Source organism: Citrobacter sp. XT1-2-2 (genome assembly GCF_023516235.1).
Taxonomy (GTDB): domain Bacteria; phylum Pseudomonadota; class Gammaproteobacteria; order Enterobacterales; family Enterobacteriaceae; genus Citrobacter; species Citrobacter werkmanii.
This window is the reverse complement of sequence record NZ_CP097324.1, coordinates 348,452-367,299: the sequence shown is the minus strand read 5'-3', so window position 1 is coordinate 367,299 and position 18,848 is coordinate 348,452. Positions and strand designations below refer to the sequence as shown.

Annotated in this window: 15 protein-coding genes and 2 pseudogenes; 13 read left to right on the top strand and 4 right to left on the bottom strand. The window is 53.2% G+C overall.

Going from position 1 to position 18,848, the window contains the following annotated elements; translation table 11 throughout:
* Positions 1–43: 43 nt before the first annotated feature.
* Complete coding sequence (nudE, locus tag M4I31_RS01685; protein ID WP_085049007.1) at positions 44–604, bottom strand: ADP compounds hydrolase NudE; 561 nt, start codon at positions 602–604, stop codon at positions 44–46.
* A gap of 322 nt (positions 605–926) precedes the next feature.
* On the opposite strand from nudE, the gene igaA reads away from it, so the two are divergent.
* The 5 genes from igaA (at position 927) to pckA (ending at position 7,309) form a co-directional block, all read left to right on the top strand.
* Entirely contained in the window at positions 927–3,062 is a 2,136-nt protein-coding gene (gene igaA / locus M4I31_RS01680; protein WP_085049008.1) for an intracellular growth attenuator protein IgaA, read from the top strand.
* Positions 3,063–3,124: 62 nt separating this feature from the next.
* Positions 3,125–3,793 carry a GMP/IMP nucleotidase gene (gene yrfG, locus M4I31_RS01675; RefSeq protein WP_085049009.1) on the top strand — a complete coding sequence of 223 codons (669 nt, stop codon included), beginning with the start codon at positions 3,125–3,127 and terminating at the stop codon, positions 3,791–3,793.
* Between the two features lie 10 nt (positions 3,794–3,803).
* The gene (gene hslR / locus M4I31_RS01670) at positions 3,804–4,205 is read left to right on the top strand and encodes a ribosome-associated heat shock protein Hsp15 (RefSeq protein ID WP_250856850.1); all 402 of its coding nucleotides are present in this window, start codon (positions 3,804–3,806) and stop codon (positions 4,203–4,205) included.
* 24 nt (positions 4,206–4,229) lie between these two features.
* On the top strand, positions 4,230–5,108 hold the full coding sequence (gene hslO, locus M4I31_RS01665; RefSeq protein WP_016157640.1) for an Hsp33 family molecular chaperone HslO: 879 nt from the start codon (positions 4,230–4,232) through the stop codon (positions 5,106–5,108).
* A gap of 578 nt (positions 5,109–5,686) precedes the next feature.
* Positions 5,687–7,309 (top strand): phosphoenolpyruvate carboxykinase (ATP), encoded by a 1,623-nt coding sequence (gene pckA / locus M4I31_RS01660; protein ID WP_038634881.1) that lies wholly within the window; start codon positions 5,687–5,689, stop codon positions 7,307–7,309.
* A gap of 74 nt (positions 7,310–7,383) precedes the next feature.
* Here the strand turns inward: pckA and envZ are convergent.
* Together envZ and ompR are read right to left on the bottom strand one after the other, a co-directional pair.
* Positions 7,384–8,735 (bottom strand): annotated as a pseudogene (gene envZ / locus M4I31_RS01655) (two-component system sensor histidine kinase EnvZ).
* Positions 8,732–9,451 (bottom strand): two-component system response regulator OmpR, encoded by a 720-nt coding sequence (gene ompR, locus M4I31_RS01650; protein ID WP_001157751.1) that lies wholly within the window; start codon positions 9,449–9,451, stop codon positions 8,732–8,734. Before ompR ends, envZ begins: the two are co-directional and overlap by 4 nt.
* Before the next feature lie 225 nt (positions 9,452–9,676).
* Between ompR and greB the strand changes: the two genes are divergently transcribed.
* The 6 genes and pseudogenes from greB to M4I31_RS01620 all read left to right on the top strand — a co-directional run.
* A complete protein-coding gene (gene greB / locus M4I31_RS01645; RefSeq protein WP_003023524.1) occupies positions 9,677–10,150 on the top strand; it encodes a transcription elongation factor GreB in 474 nt (157 codons plus the stop codon).
* A 98-nt stretch (positions 10,151–10,248) separates the two neighbouring features.
* Entirely contained in the window at positions 10,249–12,582 is a 2,334-nt protein-coding gene (locus M4I31_RS01640) for a Tex family protein (protein ID WP_085049010.1), read from the top strand.
* Positions 12,583–12,957: 375 nt separating this feature from the next.
* A complete protein-coding gene (gene feoA / locus M4I31_RS01635) occupies positions 12,958–13,185 on the top strand; it encodes a ferrous iron transporter A (RefSeq protein ID WP_003023519.1) in 228 nt (75 codons plus the stop codon).
* An 18-nt stretch (positions 13,186–13,203) separates the two neighbouring features.
* A complete protein-coding gene (gene feoB / locus M4I31_RS01630) occupies positions 13,204–15,522 on the top strand; it encodes a Fe(2+) transporter permease subunit FeoB (protein ID WP_038634892.1) in 2,319 nt (772 codons plus the stop codon).
* Positions 15,523–15,533: 11 nt separating this feature from the next.
* Complete coding sequence (gene feoC / locus M4I31_RS01625; protein ID WP_085049011.1) at positions 15,534–15,770, top strand: [Fe-S]-dependent transcriptional repressor FeoC; 237 nt, start codon at positions 15,534–15,536, stop codon at positions 15,768–15,770.
* Between the two features lie 70 nt (positions 15,771–15,840).
* Positions 15,841–16,461: pseudogene (locus M4I31_RS01620) on the top strand (Rpn family recombination-promoting nuclease/putative transposase); the annotation flags it as partial.
* Positions 16,462–16,504: 43 nt separating this feature from the next.
* Here M4I31_RS01620 and bioH read toward each other — a convergent pair.
* Entirely contained in the window at positions 16,505–17,275 is a 771-nt protein-coding gene (gene bioH, locus M4I31_RS01615) for a pimeloyl-ACP methyl ester esterase BioH (RefSeq protein WP_085049012.1), read from the bottom strand.
* Between the two features lie 37 nt (positions 17,276–17,312).
* Between bioH and gntX the strand changes: the two genes are divergently transcribed.
* Entirely contained in the window at positions 17,313–17,996 is a 684-nt protein-coding gene (gene gntX, locus M4I31_RS01610; RefSeq protein ID WP_085049013.1) for a DNA utilization protein GntX, read from the top strand.
* 58 nt (positions 17,997–18,054) lie between these two features.
* Entirely contained in the window at positions 18,055–18,630 is a 576-nt protein-coding gene (gene nfuA, locus M4I31_RS01605) for a Fe-S biogenesis protein NfuA (RefSeq protein ID WP_003023509.1), read from the top strand.
* Positions 18,631–18,848 lie beyond the last annotated feature (218 nt).

The window sequence follows — 18,848 nt, the reverse complement described above, 5'->3', positions numbered from 1 at the left end:
CTTCGGCGCCTTTTTTATTGTTTGTGTATTAGTGGGATAGATATTAAAGCCGTCCCTGCCCTTTCAGCCATTCACGTACGAGGAACAACGCGCTCACATTACGCGCTTCGTGGAAATCAGGGTCTTCCAGCAAATCCATTATATGCGCGAGCGGCCAGCGTACCTGTGGTAATGGCTCAGGTTCATCCCCTTCCAGCGATTCAGGATAAAGATCCTCTGCCACCACAATGTTCATTTTGCTGGAGAAATAAGACGGTGCCATGCTGAGTTTCTTCAAAAACGTCAGATCTTTCGCGCCAAATCCCACCTCTTCTTTCAGTTCCCGATTCGCCGCCTCAAATACGCTTTCACCGGGATCGATTAATCCTTTGGAAAAACCCAGTTCGTAGGACTCGGTCCCGACCGCGTATTCGCGGATAAGAATCAGGTGGTCATCCACAATCGGCACAATCATTACCGCTTCACGCGTGGAGGGCCGCATACGTTCATAAACGCGGCGTACGCCGTTGCTGAACTCAAGGTCCACGCTTTCGACCTTAAACAGCCGGGATTGGGCGACGGTTTCCACTTTCAAAATCGTGGGTTTTTGTAATGATTTGCTCATTGTGAGGGTCTTTGCTGTGAAATCTGGGGTCATTGTGCGATATACCGCACGGTTTCGGCAACGTGAATTGCCGTTTATTTACATTTATGTAACGTACTAAAAGTTAATCCCTATTTCAAATTAAAAGTCAATAGGTTGAAATAACTCCAGGAATTTGCTGATATTCCATTTTTAGTGATTTTGCTATGATTCGCATTTACTGGGCTGCGCTTTAAGATGCTCAAGTTCAACTCCACACTTGCCGATAGCCAACTAAAGAATCACGAATATTGAACAGGGTGCGACTGACCACGCCTGACAGACTAAGTAAGATGGGGAAAGCATGAGCACCATTCTGATTTTTTTAGCTGCTTTGCTGGCCTGCTCATTGCTTGCAGGGTGGCGACTCAGAACGAAATCCAGACGGAAAAATTTACCTTTGAGCAACGTCTTTTCAGACGCCTCTAAGCGTAAGCTTACGCCTGAAGAACGCAGCGCTGTCGAAAACTATCTCGAAAACCTGAGTCAAATTCAGCAAGTACCTGGTCCAACTGGTGCCAGTTCTGCGCCAGTATCGTTAACACTGAATGCCCAAAGTAACAGCGTTATTGTGCTTACGCACGCGATTACACGTTACGGTATTACCACCGACGATCCTAACAAATGGCGCTATTATCTTGATTCCGTTGAGGTGCATTTGCCGCCTTTTTGGGAACAATACATCAATGACGAAAACAGCGTTGAGTTGATTCACACCAATACGTTACCGCTGGTTATTTCGCTAAACGGCCACACCCTGCAGGAATATATGCAGGAAGCGCGTGGCTATGCGTTACAGCATACCGCCTCTACCCAGGCGTCCATTCGCGGTGAAGAAAGCGAACAAATCGAACTGCTGAATATTCGTCAGGAAACTCATGAAGAATATGCGCTCAGCCGCCCTTCTGGATTACGCGAAGCGTTACTGATCGCCGCATCATTCCTGCTGTTCTTTTTATGTTTAATCATCCCGGATACGTTTGTTCCGTGGACAGTCGGTGGCGCGGTGCTGTTGCTCGGTGCAGGTCTGTGGGGGCTGTTCGCTCCGCCATCTAAAACCGCCCTGCGAGAAATTCATTGTCTGCGCGGGACGCCGCGTCGCTGGGGCTTGTTTGGCGAGAACGACCAGGAGCAAATTAACAATATTTCTCTGGGTATTATTGATCTGATCTATCCCCCTCACTGGCAGCCTTACATTGCGCAGGATCTTGGTCAGCAAACGGATATCGATATTTATCTCGATCGCCACGTTGTACGCCAGGGGCGTTTTTTATCCCTGCACGACGAGGTTAAAAATTTCCCGTTGCAACACTGGCTACGCAATGCCGTTATCGCTGGCGGTTCGCTGTTAGTGCTGCTGATGCTGCTGTTCTGGATCCCGTTGGATATGCCGATAAAATTCACCCTTTCCTGGATGAAAGGCGCACAGACTATCGAAGCCACTAGCGTGAAACAGCTTGAGAACGCGGGCGTCCGCGTGGGGGACACACTACACCTGAGCGGCACAGGTATGTGTAACATTCATACCCAGGGGAGCTGGAATACACAGCCCGCCACGCCGTTCATGCCTTTTGATTGCACGCAAATTATCTGGAATGACGCGCGCGCGCTACCGCTTCCTGAATCCGATCTGGTGAACAAAGCCACCGCGCTCACGCAGGCCGTAAGCCGCCAGTTGCACCCCAAACCAGATGATGATTCCCGCGTCAGCGCGTCATTACGTTCGGCAATCCAAAAGTCCGGCATGGTGTTACTGGATGATTTTGGTGAAATTGTCCTGAAAACAGCCGATCTGTGCGCAGCCAAAGATGAATGCGTGCGCTTAAAAAATGCGCTGGTTAACCTCGGTAACAGTAAAGACTGGGCCGCCCTAGTGAAACGCGCTAACGCCGGAAAACTGGATGGCGTAAATGTGCTGCTGCGTCCGGTAAGCGCCGAGTCGCTGGATAATCTGGTCAATACCTCTACGGCGCCGTTTATTTCACGCGAGACGGCGCGAGCGGCCCAGGCGCTAAATAGCCCTGCCCCCGGCGGTTTTCTGATTATCAGCGACGAGGGCAGCGATCTGGTCGATCAGCCCTGGCCGTCGACCTCTCTGTATGACTACCCGCCGCAAGAACAGTGGAACGCCTTCCAGCGTCTGGCCCAGATGCTAATGCAAACACCATTTCGCGCGGAGGGGATCGTCACCAATATCTCTACCGACGCCAACGGTACCCAGCACATTGGCCTGCACCGAATCCCGGATCGTTCAGGATTATGGCGCTACCTTGGCACGACGCTGCTGATGCTCTCCATGCTCGGATGCGCTATCTATAACAGCGTTCAGGCATTCAGACGCTACCAGCGCCATCGCTCGCGCATCGCAGAAATTCAAAGCTATTACGAAAGTTGCCTCAACCCAACGCTGATTGACGACCCGGAAAGCCTGATTCGATAACACGCTCGCGCGCCAGGATATGCTACCCTGTCGCGCATCATGTTTTCTTCTGGGGGGGTTCCATGCATATCAATATTGCCTGGCAGGATGTCGACACCGTGTTGTTAGATATGGACGGCACGCTGCTCGATCTGGCATTCGATAACTATTTCTGGCAAAAACTGGTGCCGGAAACCTATGGCGCAAAGCAGGGTATCTCTCCCCAGGAAGCCCAGGACTATATTCGCCAGCAGTATCATGCCGTGCAGCATACGCTAAACTGGTACTGCCTGGATTACTGGAGTGAGCGCCTGGATCTGGATATTTGCGCTATGACAACGGCACAGGGACCACGCGCTGTTTTGCGTGAAGATACCGTACCGTTTCTTGATGCCTTAAAAGCCAGCGGCAAGCGCCGTATTTTGCTCACCAACGCGCATCCGCATAACCTCGCGGTGAAGCTGGAGCATACCGGCCTGGCCTCGCACCTTGATTTATTACTTTCCACCCACACATTTGGTTATCCCAAAGAGGATCAGCGGTTATGGCACGCTGTGGCTGAAGAAACGGGAATGAGTGCAGATAAGACGCTGTTTATTGACGATAGCGAACCCATTCTCGACGCCGCTGCTCTGTTCGGCATTCGTTACTGCCTCGGCGTAACCAATCCCGACTCAGGTATTGCGGAAAAACAGTACGCACGCCATCCGTCATTGAATGACTACCGCCGACTGATCCCCTCACTGATGTGAAGGAGACGCCATGAAAGAAAAGCCCTCTGCTGAAGTCAGGTTGGATAAATGGCTATGGGCTGCGCGCTTTTATAAAACGCGTGCGCTGGCCCGTGAAATGGTTGAAGGCGGTAAGGTGCATTACAACGGCCAACGTAGTAAGCCGAGTAAGATTGTCGAGCTGAACGCCACCCTCACCCTGCGCCTGGGAAATGACGAGCGGACGGTCATTATCAAGGCCATTACCGAGCAGCGTCGCCCGGCCACGGAAGCCGTTACGCTGTATGAAGAAACCGCGGAAAGCGTAGAAAAACGCGAAAAAATGGCGCTGGCGCGTAAACTTAACGCGTTAACCATGCCGCACCCGGACAGACGACCGGACAAGAAAGAACGCCGCGACCTGTTACGATTTAAACACGGCGACAGCGAGTGACTGTCACCTGCAAGAGAGATGATTATGCCGCAACATGACCAATTACATCGTTATCTGTTTGAAAACTTTGCCGTGCGCGGCGAGCTGGTGACCGTTTCGGAAACCCTGCAACAGATCCTCGAAAACCATACTTACCCGCAGCCGGTTAAAAACGTGCTGGCTGAACTGCTGGTCGCCACCAGCCTGCTTACCGCTACGCTGAAGTTTGCTGGTGATATCACCGTACAGTTGCAGGGCGATGGTCCGCTGAGCCTGGCCGTCATCAACGGCAACAACAATCAGCAGATGCGCGGCGTGGCCCGCATGCAGGGTGATATTCCTGAAGGCGCGGATCTGAAAACGCTGGTAGGCAACGGCTACCTGGTGATTACCATTACGCCGGAAGAAGGCGAGCGTTATCAGGGTGTGGTCGGTCTGGAAGGCGACACGCTGGCCGCCTGTCTGGAAGATTACTTCATGCGTTCTGAACAGCTGCCGACACGTCTGTTTATCCGAACTGGCGACGTCGATGGCAAACCCGCAGCTGGCGGAATGCTGCTGCAGGTGATGCCGGCGCAAAACGCGCAGGCAGATGATTTTGATCACCTGACCGCCCTGACCGAAACCATCAAAACTGAAGAGCTGTTGACGCTGCCAGCCAACGAAGTACTGTGGCGTTTGTACCACGAAGAAGAAGTTACCCTCTACGATCCGCAGGACGTTGAGTTCAAATGCACCTGTTCACGCGAACGCTGCGCAGGCGCACTGAAAACGCTGCCGGACGAAGAAGTGGACAGCATTCTGGCGGAAGAAGGCGAGATCGATATGCACTGCGATTACTGCGGTAGCCACTATCTGTTTAACGCAATGGATATTGCCGAGATCCGCAGCAACGCTTCCCCGGCAGACCCACAGGTCCATTAAGTTTATCAGCCCGGTAGTGTCCTCTGCCGGGCTAACTCCCGCTTACTCAGCGTAATAATGCCTCTTTAGCCGTTCGCCAAGAATCACGATAACACGCCACATTCTGGGCGCTGAATCCAGTGACTGATTCGCTACCGCCTGCCGCAGGCCAATAGATTCCATGCCCCAGCGAGTAGTTTGTGAACGTTCAACACTAACCATGTCGTCATTCAGCATCAACAGAAAGCCTCATATCGCATCAACTTCACAATTTTGAATATTGACTGAACTTTTTCGAACCATGACGACGGGAAGTGAATCGATATTGTTTATGTATGAGTTACGTATTTTTCTTACATGAATGCGATTACACTCACAAGATTCCCGCCAAAAACACTCTCCATTAACGTTTTAAGAACATTTTCCACAACAAAAAAGGGTTTCCTGCCATAATATCTGCCTCTTTGTGACAGGAGTCGCAGCGCATTCGGTCACCTGTGATTTTGCCCGATGCGTAAATCTATGAGCCTTGTCGCGGTTAGCAATCCCAAAAAAACCTTACTATTCCAGGTAATACATATTGGCTAAGGAGCAGTGAAATGCGTGTGAACAACAGTTTAACCCCGCAAGATCTCAAGGCTTATGGTATCAATGACGTTCAGGATATCGTTTACAATCCAGACTACGACACGCTTTTCCAGGAAGAACTTGATCCTTCCCTTCAAGGTTATGAGCGTGGCGTATTGACGAATCTGGGCGCCGTTGCAGTTGATACCGGTATCTTTACCGGACGTTCGCCAAAGGATAAGTACATTGTCCGTGACGACACGACGCGTGATACGCTGTGGTGGTCCGACAAAGGTAAGGGTAAGAACGACAACAAACCGCTTTCCCCGGAAACCTGGCAACATCTGAAAGGGTTAGTCACCCAGCAACTTTCCGGCAAGCGCCTGTTTATTATTGATGCTTTCTGTGGCGCAAACGCCGATACCCGTCTTTCCGTGCGCTTCATTACCGAAGTTGCCTGGCAGGCGCATTTTGTCAAAAACATGTTCATCCGCCCAAGCGACGAAGAACTGGTTGATTTTAAACCTGATTTTATCGTGATGAACGGCGCTAAATGCACCAACCCGCAATGGAAAGAGCAGGGTCTGAACTCAGAAAACTTCGTGGCATTCAACCTGACTGAACGTATTCAGTTGATTGGTGGTACCTGGTACGGCGGCGAGATGAAAAAAGGTATGTTCTCCGTCATGAACTACCTGCTGCCGCTGAAGGGCATCGCCTCCATGCACTGCTCGGCAAACGTCGGGGAAAAAGGTGATGTGGCGGTCTTCTTTGGCTTGTCCGGCACCGGTAAAACCACGCTGTCCACCGATCCTAAACGCCGCCTGATCGGTGATGATGAACACGGTTGGGATGATGATGGCGTGTTTAACTTCGAAGGCGGTTGCTACGCTAAGACCATCAAGCTGTCTAAAGATGCCGAGCCGGAGATCTACAACGCGATCCGTCGTGACGCGCTGCTGGAAAACGTCACCGTGCGCGAAGATGGTTCTATCGACTTCGACGACGGTTCCAAAACCGAAAACACCCGAGTTTCCTACCCGATTTATCACATCGAGAATATCGTTAAGCCGGTGTCAAAAGCGGGTCATGCCACCAAAGTGATCTTCCTGACCGCCGACGCGTTTGGCGTGCTGCCACCGGTGTCTCGCCTGACGGCAGATCAAACGCAGTACCACTTCCTGTCTGGCTTCACTGCCAAACTGGCCGGTACCGAACGTGGCGTCACTGAACCTACCCCAACCTTCTCTGCCTGCTTTGGCGCAGCATTCCTGACGCTGCACCCAACGCAGTACGCTGAGGTGCTGGTGAAACGTATGCAGGCGGCAGGTGCGCAAGCGTATCTGGTTAACACCGGCTGGAACGGTACCGGTAAGCGTATCTCCATCAAAGATACCCGCGCGATTATCGACGCCATTCTGAACGGTTCACTGGACGACGCAGAAACATTCCGTCTGCCGATGTTCGACCTGGCTATTCCAACCGAACTGCCGGGCGTGGATACTCGCATTCTCGATCCGCGTAATACCTACGCGTCACCGGAGCAGTGGCAGGAAAAAGCCAACGCACTGGCGAAACTGTTTATCGAGAATTTCGAGAAGTACACCGATACCCCAGCAGGTGAAGCACTGGTTAGCGCCGGGCCGAAGCTGTAATTAACGTTGCCGGATGGCGGTTTCGCCTTATCCGGCCTACAACAACAAAAAGGGAGGCATTTCGCCTCCCTTTCTTATGCGTCTTTCGTGGTGCCCTGCGCACGAGTAAAGGGAACCGGAAGCCAGGCGCGAATCGACAACCCACCCCGCTCGCTGGTGCCAATTTCCAGCATACCGTTATGGTTATCGATAATACGCTGCACAATCGCCAGCCCCAGGCCCGTACCGCTGGTACTACGCGCGCTGTCGCCGCGGACAAACGGCTGGAACAGATGTTTACGCTGTTCCGGCTTGATGCCCGGACTATCATCTTCCACCTGGAACCAGGCGCGATGCGGCTCCATACCGCTACTGACCTTAATCCAACCGTTACCATAGCGGGCGGCATTAACCACCATATTGGCAACCGCACGCTTGATCGACAGCGGATGCATCTTCACCTGAATGTTGCCCGGCAGCAGCGCAGTCTCAATTTCCCGCTCATAGCCGCTTTCCGCCGCGACCACTTCGCCTAACACCGAGTTCAGATCCGCCATCTCCATCGGCATCTCCTGACCGGTACGCAGGTAATCGATAAACTGCTCGATAATAGCGTTACACTCTTCGATGTCCTTATTGATGGACTCTGCGAGATAACCGTCTTCCTCGCCCATCATTTCCGTCGCCAGACGGATACGCGTCAGTGGAGTACGTAGATCGTGACTCCCCCCGCCATCAGCAGCGTACGGTCATCGGCCAGTTGCTTCACGCCTGCCGCCATATGGTTAAAGGCACGGGTAACGGAACGCACCTCAGAAGCGCCATACTCACGCAACGGCGGCGGAATAATACCTTTCCCCACCTGCAACGCCGCATGTTCAAGATCCACCAGCGGTCGGTTCTGAATACGAATAAACAGCCATGCGCCGCCGATGGCCAGCAGCATGATCGCCAACGTATAGCGGAACAGCGGCGAAAAATCACCCTGATGGATTTCAGTCAGCGGCACACGTACCCAGATATTGGGCGACAGCCAGGTTTTCAGCCACACGACCGGCGAGCTTTTGTTGACCTCAACGCGGACTTCGGTCGGGCCACCCAGCTGCTGCGCCATCTGATGGCTTAAGAATTCATAGTGTTGCGCCCAACGCAGTCCGGCCTCTTCAGCGGCCTCGTTGGAATAGAGGGAAATACCCAACTCACGATAAATTTCCCGGCGGAACGCGGGCGGCACCACCAGTTGCGTACCGTCCTCCAGTTGCAGTTTATCGGTCATCAGCATACGAACTTCGTAAGCCAGGACCTTATTAAACTGCTGGAGGCTCGGCAAAATCGCGAAGTTCAGCACGACCAGGTAAGTCGTCACCAGGCTGGCAAACAGCAAGGTGACGATGAGCAATAATGTGCGGGCAAACGAACTTCGTGGCGAGAAGCGCATTCGCCTCATGCTTTAGAACCGTCCGGAACAAAAACGTAGCCCAGGCCCCATACGGTCTGGATATAACGCGGATGCGCCGGATCTTCTTCCACCATACGGCGCAGACGAGAAATCTGTACGTCGATGGAACGTTCCATCGCCGAGTATTCACGACCACGAGCCAGGTTCATCAGCTTGTCGCGAGACAGCGGCTCACGCGGGTGGCTTACCAGCGCTTTCAGTACCGCAAATTCCCCGCTGGTGAGCGGCATCGGTTCATCTTCGCGGAACATTTCACGCGTACCGAGATTCAGTTTGAACTTACCAAAGGCAATAACCGCTTCTTCCTGAGAAGGTGCGCCCGGTAGTTCGTTCGCCTGGCGACGCAGTACGGCACGAATACGCGCCAGCAGTTCACGCGGGTTAAACGGTTTCGGAATGTAATCGTCAGCGCCGATTTCCAGCCCTACGATACGATCAACCTCTTCACCCTTCGCGGTCACCATAATGATCGGCATCGGGTTGCTTTGGCTGCGCAGGCGACGGCAAATAGACAGGCCGTCTTCACCCGGCAGCATTAAATCCAGCACCATCAGGTGGAAGGACTCACGGGTCAGCAGACGATCCATCTGCTCAGCGTTTGCGACGCTTCGAACCTGGAAGCCCTGCTCGGTCAGATAACGTTCCAGAAGCGCACGTAAGCGCATGTCGTCATCGACCACCAGAATCTTATAGTTCTCTTGCATTGTTATTACTCCCAAAGGTTCGCAACAATTAAGTGTATATTCTTAAGAAAGCTCACGTGAGTCACCAGCGAATTCTGGTATGAATTCCAGGCTAAATTGTTACAAAGCATATTAAACAGCAGCTTAAGTATACAATGTTTCTCGCAATACATTATTTATTCTGTTGATATGCTCACGTAATACTAATTGTGCGCATCATCACAGAGTTGAAGGTAAAACAATAAGATGAAAACGCCCCTGATAACCCGTGAAGGGTATGAAAAACTCAAACAAGAACTGAATTATCTCTGGCGTGAAGAGCGCCCGGAAGTCACCAAAAAGGTCACCTGGGCCGCAAGTCTGGGCGACCGCAGCGAAAATGCCGACTACCAGTATAATAAAAAGCGCCTGCGCGAAATCGACCGCCGCGTTCGTTATTTGACCAAGTGCATGGAAAATCTGAAAATCGTCGATTACTCCCCGCAACAGGAAGGCAAAGTCTTCTTTGGCGCATGGGTCGAGATTGAAAATGACGATGGCGACATCCGCAAATTCCGCATTGTCGGCTACGATGAGATCTTCGGCCGTAAAGATTACATCTCTATCGATTCGCCAATGGCGCGGGCGCTGCTGAAAAAAGAGGTCGGCGATCTCGCGGTAGTAAACACCCCAGGCGGCGAAGCCAGTTGGTACGTAAACGAGATCGAATACGTGAAGTGAGACCGGAACAATCCGAAGCCCCCGTAGATGACTGGCATTTTTGCCAGTCAATCCGTATAACTATCCCCTGATTTTTTATCCTATAGACGAAGCTATCCATGATGAATGATTCTTTCTGCCGCATTATCGCAGGTGAAATTCAGGCTCGTGCTGAACAGGTAGAAGCTGCCGTTCGCCTGCTTGATGAAGGGAACACCGTGCCGTTTATCGCACGTTATCGTAAGGAAATCACCGGCGGTCTGGACGATACGCAATTGCGTAATCTGGAGACCCGTCTGGGATATCTGCGTGAACTGGAAGACCGCCGTCAGGCGATCCTGAAATCTATCGGCGAGCAAGGCAAACTGACCGACGATCTGGCGAATGCGATCAACGGTACGTTAAGTAAGACCGAACTCGAAGATCTCTATCTGCCGTACAAACCCAAGCGCCGCACCCGTGGGCAAATCGCCATTGAAGCCGGGCTGGAGCCGCTGGCTGACCTGCTGTGGAACGAACCCTCCCACGACCCGGAAACGGAAGCCGCCAAATACCTCAACGCCGAAAACGGCGTGGCGGACACCAAAGCCGCTCTCGACGGCGCGCGCTACATTCTGATGGAGCGTTTCGCAGAAGACGCCGCGCTGCTGGCAAAAGTTCGTGATTACCTGTGGAAAAACGCGCATTTGGTTTCTACCGTGGTCAGCGGTAAAGAAGAGGAAGGGGCGAAGTTCCGTGACTACTTCGACCACCACGAACCGATTTCTACCGTGCCATCCCACCGCGCGCTGGCCATGTTCCGTGGTCGTAACGAAGGCATGTTACAGCTTTCATTGAATGCCGATCCGCAATTCGATGAGCCGCCAAAAGAGAGCCACGGCGAGCAGATTATCCAGGAACATCTGGGACTGCGCCTGAATAACGCACCAGCCGACAGCTGGCGTAAAGGCGTGGTGAGCTGGACGTGGCGCATCAAAGTGCTGATGCACCTTGAAACCGAGCTGATGGGTACCGTGCGCGAACGTGCGGAAGATGAAGCGATTAACGTCTTTGCCCGCAACCTGCATGACCTGCTGATGGCCGCCCCAGCCGGACTGCGCGCCACAATGGGCCTCGATCCGGGTCTGCGTACCGGGGTAAAAGTGGCTGTGGTTGACGGTACCGGCAAACTGGTCGCTACCGATACCATTTACCCACATACCGGTCAGGCCGCCAAAGCCGCCGTCGCCGTTGCGGCGTTGTGTGAAAAATACAACGTTGAGCTGGTGGCGATTGGTAATGGTACGGCGTCGCGCGAAACCGAGCGTTTCTTCCTCGACGTACAGAAACAGTTCCCGCAAGTCACCGCGCAGAAAGTAATCGTCAGCGAAGCCGGCGCGTCAGTGTACTCCGCTTCTGAGCTGGCGGCGCTGGAGTTCCCGGACCTTGATGTTTCGCTGCGTGGGGCGGTGTCGATCGCCCGTCGTCTGCAGGATCCGCTGGCTGAGCTGGTGAAAATCGATCCGAAATCTATCGGCGTGGGCCAGTATCAGCACGACGTAAGCCAGACGCAGCTGGCGCGTAAGCTGGATGCGGTAGTGGAAGACTGCGTAAACGCCGTCGGCGTGGATCTGAACACCGCCTCCGTACCGCTGCTGACCCGCGTGGCGGGCCTGACGCGCATGATGGCGCAGAACATCGTGGCCTGGCGTGACGAGAACGGCCAGTTCCAGAACCGTCAGCAACTGCTCAAAGTCAGCCGTCTGGGCCCTAAAGCCTTTGAACAGTGCGCGGGCTTCTTGCGTATCAATCACGGCGATAATCCGCTGGATGCCTCCACCGTTCACCCGGAAGCCTATCCGATTGTGGAACGCATTCTGGCCGCCACCGAGCAATCGCTGCGCGATCTGATGGGCAACAGCAGCGAACTGCGCAATCTGAAAGCCGCCGATTTTACTGACGAGCGCTTCGGGGTACCGACCGTCACCGACATCATCAAAGAGCTGGAAAAACCGGGTCGCGACCCGCGTCCTGAATTCAAAACCGCACAGTTTGCTGATGGCGTAGAAACCATGAACGATCTGCAACCGGGGATGATTCTGGAAGGGGCCGTCACCAACGTCACCAACTTCGGCGCGTTTGTCGATATCGGCGTACACCAGGACGGTCTGGTGCATATCTCTTCACTGTCGAATAAGTTCGTCGAAGATCCCCACACCGTGGTGAAAGCGGGCGACATTGTGAAAGTGAAAGTGCTGGAAGTAGACCTGCAGCGTAAGCGTATCGCGCTGACTATGCGTCTGGATGAGCAGCCAGGTGAAACCAACGCGCGTCGCAGTGGTGGAAATAACGATCGTACTCAGGGCAATCGCCCGGCCCCAAAAGCCGCGAAACCTCGTGGCCGTGACGCTCAGCCTGCGGGCAACAGCGCGATGATGGATGCGCTGGCAGCGGCAATGGGTAAAAAGCGCTAAGTTTGGATCATGTGCCGGATAGCGGTGTAAATACCGTATCCGGCATATTTACTATATTAACTTCTCTCTTCCTCATTATATTTATCACTTCATTAACAGATGAAACCTTAATTAAACATTAAGGATTTCAATAATTGCTAGCGCGAATCATTCGTCCCCAACCAGAATAAATATTGAGGAATATCAAAATTGGCTCAAATTATTATCTAATTGTACATTCCGTCACACTTATTCTATTGATGATAGAAACCATTCTCATTATCATTGGTTTGTTGATTATTTACTCTTTCCTTACGTTGGCTAATCATCTGGTCTCATGCCGCCCTGTCGCCCCATGAGGTAATCACCCAGTTAGCGAGATATAAGTAGGTCCCTATGCAATTCACTCCTGACAGTGCGTGGAAAATTACCGGTTTTGCCCGTGAAATCAGCCCGGCTTATCGTCAGAAACTGTTGTCACTTGGCATGCTACCCGGCTCATCCTTCAACGTGGTTCGCGTCGCCCCGCTCGGCGATCCTATCCATATTGAAACGCGTCGCGTAAGTCTGGTATTGCGTAAAAAGGATTTGGCGTTATTAGAAGTGGAAGCGGTGTCCTGTTAATACAGTGAGTCTATAAAAATGAAAAAACTAACCATTGGTTTAATTGGTAATCCTAATTCCGGCAAGACAACTTTATTCAACCAGCTCACCGGCGCGCGTCAGCGTGTAGGCAACTGGGCTGGCGTTACCGTTGAGCGTAAAGAAGGTCATTTCGCCACGACGGACCATCAGGTCACGCTGGTCGACTTACCCGGCACCTATTCACTGACGACAATCTCGTCGCAGACCTCTCTTGATGAGCAAATCGCCTGCCACTACATTTTAAGCGGCGACGCGGATCTGTTGATCAACGTGGTCGATGCCTCAAACCTTGAGCGCAACCTCTACCTGACGTTGCAACTGCTTGAGCTGGGCATTCCCTGTATCGTCGCGCTGAACATGCTGGATATTGCTGAGAAACAGCAAATCCGTATCGATATCGACGCCCTCTCCGCCCGTCTTGGCTGCCCGGTGGTTCCGCTGGTCTCCACCCGCGCCCGCGGCATTGAAGCGTTGAAGCTGGCGATAGATCGCTACAAGGAAAACGACACCGTCGAACTGGTGCATTATGCCCAGCCGTTGTTGCAGGAAGCGGATTCTCTCGCCGATGCGATGGCCAAAGATATGCCGCTAAAACAACGCCGCTGGCTGGGCCTGCAAATGCTGGAAGGCGATATCTACAGTCGTGCCTACGCCGGTGAGGCCGCGCAAAACCTCGATGCCGCCATTGCGCGTCTGAGTGAAACAATGGATGATCCCGCGCTGCATATCGCCGATGCGCGTTACCAATGCATCGCCGCAATCTGCGATACCGTCAGTAATACCCTGACGGCAGAGCCGAGCCGTTTCACCACCGCGGTGGATAAAATCGTCCTTAACCGCTTCCTCGGGTTGCCGATTTTCCTGTTCGTGATGTACCTGATGTTCCTGCTCGCCATTAATATTGGCGGCGCACTGCAGCCGTTATTCGATGTGGGTTCCGTGGCGCTGTTTATTCATGGTATTCAATGGATTGGCTATACGCTGCACTTCCCGGACTGGCTCACTATCTTCCTGGCGCAAGGTCTTGGCGGCGGGATTAACACCGTGCTACCGTTGGTGCCGCAAATCGGCATGATGTACTTGTTCCTCTCTTTCCTTGAAGACTCCGGTTACATGGCGCGCGCTGCGTTTGTGATGGACCGTCTGATGCAGGCACTGGGTCTGCCGGGCAAATCGTTTGTCCCGCTGATAGTCGGCTTTGGCTGCAACGTACCGTCGGTGATGGGCGCCCGTACGCTGGATGCGCCACGTGAACGTCTGATGACCATCATGATGGCGCCGTTTATGTCCTGCGGCGCACGTCTGGCGATTTTCGCCGTCTTTGCCGCGGCTTTCTTTGGTCAGAACGGCGCGCTGGCGGTTTTCTCGTTGTACGTACTGGGTATCATCATGGCGGTGCTGACCGGCCTGATGCTCAAACACACCATCATGCGTGGCGAAGCAACACCGTTCGTCATGGAGCTGCCGGTGTACCATGTGCCGCACATCAAGAGCCTGATTATTCAGACCTGGCAACGTCTGAAAGGCTTCGTGCTGCGTGCCGGTAAAGTGATTATCATCGTCAGTATTTTCCTCAGCGCCTTTAACAGCTTCTCGCTAAGCGGGAAAATCGTCGATAACATCAACGACTCTGCTCTGGCTTCCGTCAGCCGCGTCATCACCCCAGTCTTCAAGCCGATTGGCGTCCACGAAGATAACTGGCAGGCAACCGTCGGTCTGTTCACCGGTGCGATGGCAAAAGAGGTGGTTGTCGGTACGCTGAACACGCTTTACACCGCAGAAAACATTCAGGAAGAAGAATTCAATCCGGCAGATTTCCACCTCGGTGACGAGCTGTTCAGTGCGGTGGATGAAACCTGGCAAAGCCTGAAAGACACCTTCAGCCTGAGCGTTCTGGCCAACCCTATTGAAGCCAGCAAAGGCGACGGCGAGATGGCTACAGGCGCAATGGGCGTGATGGGCGAGAAATTTGGCAGCGCCGCCGCCGCGTACAGTTACCTGATTTTCGTGCTGCTGTATGTCCCGTGCATTTCAGTGATGGGTGCTATCGCACGTGAATCCAGCCGTGGCTGGATGGGCTTCTCCATCCTGTGGGGCCTGAACATCGCCTATTCACTGTCAACGCTGTTTTATCAGACCGTCAGCTACAAAGCGCATCCGACTTACAGTCTGGTCTGCATCTTAGCCGTCATTCTGTTTAACATCGTGTTGCTGGGTCTGCTGCGTCGTGCCCGCAGCCGGGTGGATCTCTCACTGCTGTCAACCAACAGAACGGCTAGCTCCTGCTGTTCCAGTACCACTGGCGATTGCCACTAAGGTCGTCAACGATGGCATCGCTTATTCAGGTTCATGATTTACTGGCGCTGCGGGGGCGCATGGAGGCAAAGCAAATTAGCCACACGCTGCATACCCCGCAGCCAATGATTGACGCCATGCTGAATCAGTTAGAAAAGATGGGCAAAGCGGTGCGGATTCAGGAAGATGCCGATGGGTGTCTGTCCGGAAGCTGCAAGAGTTGCCCCGAAGGTAAAGCCTGCCTGCGCGAGTGGTGGGCTTTGCGCTAGTTTGCCGCTCCTGCCGGATGGCGCTACGCTTATCCGGCCTACAAATGGCAGCAAACATCCAGGCCATATTTTGGCTGCGGGCCATAAGAAACTACCGTTGGTGATCCCCATACTTTTTTATCATGGCACCGTCAGCCCATATCCATATTCACTCTGCTGGCTGGACGAATTTGACGACCTGGAGGCAGCCAGACCACTTTATGCCACAGCATTTCCATTGGTCGATATCACCGTTGTGCCCGATGACGAGATCATGCAGCACCGCCGGATGGCGCTGTTGGAGCTCATCCAAAAGCATATTCGTAAACGCGATTTGATGGGGTTAGTTGAAAAACTCGCCATCCTGCTTGTTAAAGGGCATGCTAATGACAACCAGTTGAAAGCCCTGTTTAATTACCTGATGCAGGCCGGTGACACCGCGCGTTTTAGCGAATTTATTCACCAGGTCGCCGAACGTTTACCTCAACATAAGGAAAAGTTGATGACTATTGCCGAAAGATTACGTCAGGAAGGGCACCTTAATGGTCTTCAGGAAGGTCACAGGAAAGGGTTACGAGAGGGTTTGCAACAAGGCAAACGAGAGGAAGCTCTGCGCATTGCAACAACCATGCAGGCTGATGGCACAGACCCGCTGACCATCTGCAGAATCACCGGCCTGACCGCTGAGGATCTGGCTACTTGCAGCCATTAATCACCAACCCGGCAGTATGATTCCACCGGGCAAAACAGCGGATTTATAGCCGCTGTTTTAACGCCACCAGCACTAAGCAGAACTCCGTCGGATGTGAGATAAACGGCGCATGCGCCGCTTTGGCAAACACCAACGACTCGCTTTGCGGCCACAAGGTATCCAGCATCGGGACGACTTTGCGCGGAACCAAACCATCAAGATAACCGTACATCCGCAGAAAAGGTATATCCACAGAACATAACGGCTCACGCAGATCGACCGTTTTCAGGATCTCCAGCCCGCCATTAAGCACCTCGACGTCCGGCATGGGTAATGCCAGCACCGTTTTCTTCAGCGCTCGCGCATCCTGACGCGCGGTTTCAGTACCCATCGTTTGCAAGGCCAGAAAACGCTCAACCGTCCGCTGGAAATCTTCGCTCAACTGTTGCTGGAAACCGGCCAGTACTTCCGGCTTAATGCCCGGCCATTCGTCGCGCGCGCTAAAACAAGGTGAGGATGCCACGGTAACCAGCGCCTGAACACGCTCAGGATGCGTTAACGCCACCTGACTGGCGACCAGCCCCCCGAGACTCCAGCCGAGCCAGATGGCTTTCTCCGGCGCCTGTTTTAATACCCGCCCGGCCATCTCTTCCAACGACATTGCGCCGAACCCCTGGCTACGACCAAATCCCGGCAAGTCGACAAGATGCAGCGTGAAATGCGAGCTCAGTTCCTCACTTATGCAATGCCATACTTCCGCGTTCAGTCCCCATCCGTGCAGCAGCACAAGATGGCAATTTCCCGAACCCTGGGTCTGCCACCAGATGTCATTCATCAGTTATTGTTCTCTTTTAGCCTGAAAGGATGCATCTATGCTAACAGTACCAGGATTGTGCTGGCTATGCCGAATGCCGTTGACGTTGGGGCACTGGGGGATCTGTTCGGTTTGCACGCGGGCAACGCGTCAGCCTCTCTGCCGGTGTCCTCAATGCGGACTACCTGCCGCACATCCTTCGCTTCCCTGCGGTCGTTGCCTGCAAAAACCCCCGCCGTGGCAGCGTCTGATCGCCGTCAGCGACTATATTCCTCCGCTGAGCGGACTTATCCACCAGTTTAAGTTTTCACGCCGCAGCGAAATGGCCAGTGCTCTTTCACGTTTACTGTTGCTGGAGGTATTACAGGCCCGGCGCGTCAGCGCTCTTCCTCTGCCGGACAGAATAGTTAGCGTCCCGCTCTGGCAACGCCGACACTGGCGCAGAGGATTTAATCAGAGTGATTTACTGTGTCGCCCTTTGGCGCGCTGGCTTGGATGCGACTGGGACAGGCAGGCCATCACACGGGTTCGGGCCACCGCCACACAACACTATCTCAGCGCCAGATTACGCAAACGTAACCTGAAAAATGCCTTTCGCCTTGAATTGCCGGTGCAGGGACTCCATATGGTTATTGTGGATGATGTCGTCACTACCGGAAGTACCGTCGCGGAAATCGCGCAGCTGCTTTTACGCAACGGCGCGGCGACTGTCCAGGTATGGTGCCTGTGTCGAACCTTGTAGAGCCTCGATGATGGGCGTATTATAACCAAGTAAAATAGTCAACTATTAGGCCATTACTATGATCCATATTTCCGATGCTGCACAAGCGCACTTTGCCAAACTGCTGGCAAATCAGGAAGAAGGGACACAAATTCGCGTATTTGTGATTAATCCCGGCACGCCTAACGCTGAATGCGGCGTTTCTTATTGCCCGCCCGACGCCGTGGAAGCAACCGACACCGCCATTAAATTTGACCTGCTGACCGCATATGTTGATGAACTAAGCGCACCGTATCTGGAAGATGCAGAAATCGATTTCGTTACCGACCAGTTAGGCTCCCAGCTGACGCTGAAAGCGCCAAACGCCAAAATGCGTAAAGTTGCCGATGATGCGCCGCTGATGGAACGCGTAGAGTACATGCTGCAATCGCAGATCAACCCACAGTTGGCAGGCCATGGTGGCCGCGTCTCTCTGATGGAGATCACCGATGAAGGCTACGCCATTCTGCAATTTGGCGGCGGCTGTAACGGCTGTTCAATGGTAGATGTAACGCTGAAAGAAGGTATCGAGAAACAGCTGCTGGCTGAATTCCCTGAACTGAAAGGCGTTCGCGATTTAACCGAACACCAGCGTGGTGAGCACTCTTACTACTAACGACCAGACCTGCAAGGCCCGATCAGGCGCATCCGCGTCGCCATCGGGCATTGATGCCGGATGGCAGCGTAAACGCTTTATCCGGCCTGCACCCTTACATTTCTCTGCATGTCCCCTGCAACAACGCCGCTATAATTTGACCCGCCTCTCATAATTTAAATTTTGCCTGCTCAGGTGATTTTCAAGCGCCGCATGTTACCCGTATCATTCATATCAGC

Excerpts from the sequence above, each read along its gene's own strand:
- yrfG (WP_085049009.1), top strand. The coding sequence starts at position 3,125 with ATGCATATCAATATTGCCTGGCAGGATGTCGACACCGTGTTGTTAGAT.
- M4I31_RS01640 (WP_085049010.1), top strand. The coding sequence starts at position 10,249 with ATGATGAATGATTCTTTCTGCCGCATTATCGCAGGTGAAATTCAGGCT.
- nfuA (WP_003023509.1), top strand. The coding sequence starts at position 18,055 with ATGATCCATATTTCCGATGCTGCACAAGCGCACTTTGCCAAACTGCTG.
- greB (WP_003023524.1), top strand. The coding sequence starts at position 9,677 with ATGAAAACGCCCCTGATAACCCGTGAAGGGTATGAAAAACTCAAACAA.
- feoC (WP_085049011.1), top strand. The coding sequence starts at position 15,534 with ATGGCATCGCTTATTCAGGTTCATGATTTACTGGCGCTGCGGGGGCGC.
- nudE (WP_085049007.1), bottom strand. The coding sequence starts at position 604 with ATGAGCAAATCATTACAAAAACCCACGATTTTGAAAGTGGAAACCGTC.
- pckA (WP_038634881.1), top strand. The coding sequence starts at position 5,687 with ATGCGTGTGAACAACAGTTTAACCCCGCAAGATCTCAAGGCTTATGGT.
- feoA (WP_003023519.1), top strand. The coding sequence starts at position 12,958 with ATGCAATTCACTCCTGACAGTGCGTGGAAAATTACCGGTTTTGCCCGT.
- hslO (WP_016157640.1), top strand. The coding sequence starts at position 4,230 with ATGCCGCAACATGACCAATTACATCGTTATCTGTTTGAAAACTTTGCC.
- hslR (WP_250856850.1), top strand. The coding sequence starts at position 3,804 with ATGAAAGAAAAGCCCTCTGCTGAAGTCAGGTTGGATAAATGGCTATGG.
- ompR (WP_001157751.1), bottom strand. The coding sequence starts at position 9,451 with ATGCAAGAGAACTATAAGATTCTGGTGGTCGATGACGACATGCGCTTA.
- igaA (WP_085049008.1), top strand. The coding sequence starts at position 927 with ATGAGCACCATTCTGATTTTTTTAGCTGCTTTGCTGGCCTGCTCATTG.
- gntX (WP_085049013.1), top strand. The coding sequence starts at position 17,313 with ATGCTAACAGTACCAGGATTGTGCTGGCTATGCCGAATGCCGTTGACG.
- bioH (WP_085049012.1), bottom strand. The coding sequence starts at position 17,275 with ATGAATGACATCTGGTGGCAGACCCAGGGTTCGGGAAATTGCCATCTT.
- feoB (WP_038634892.1), top strand. The coding sequence starts at position 13,204 with ATGAAAAAACTAACCATTGGTTTAATTGGTAATCCTAATTCCGGCAAG.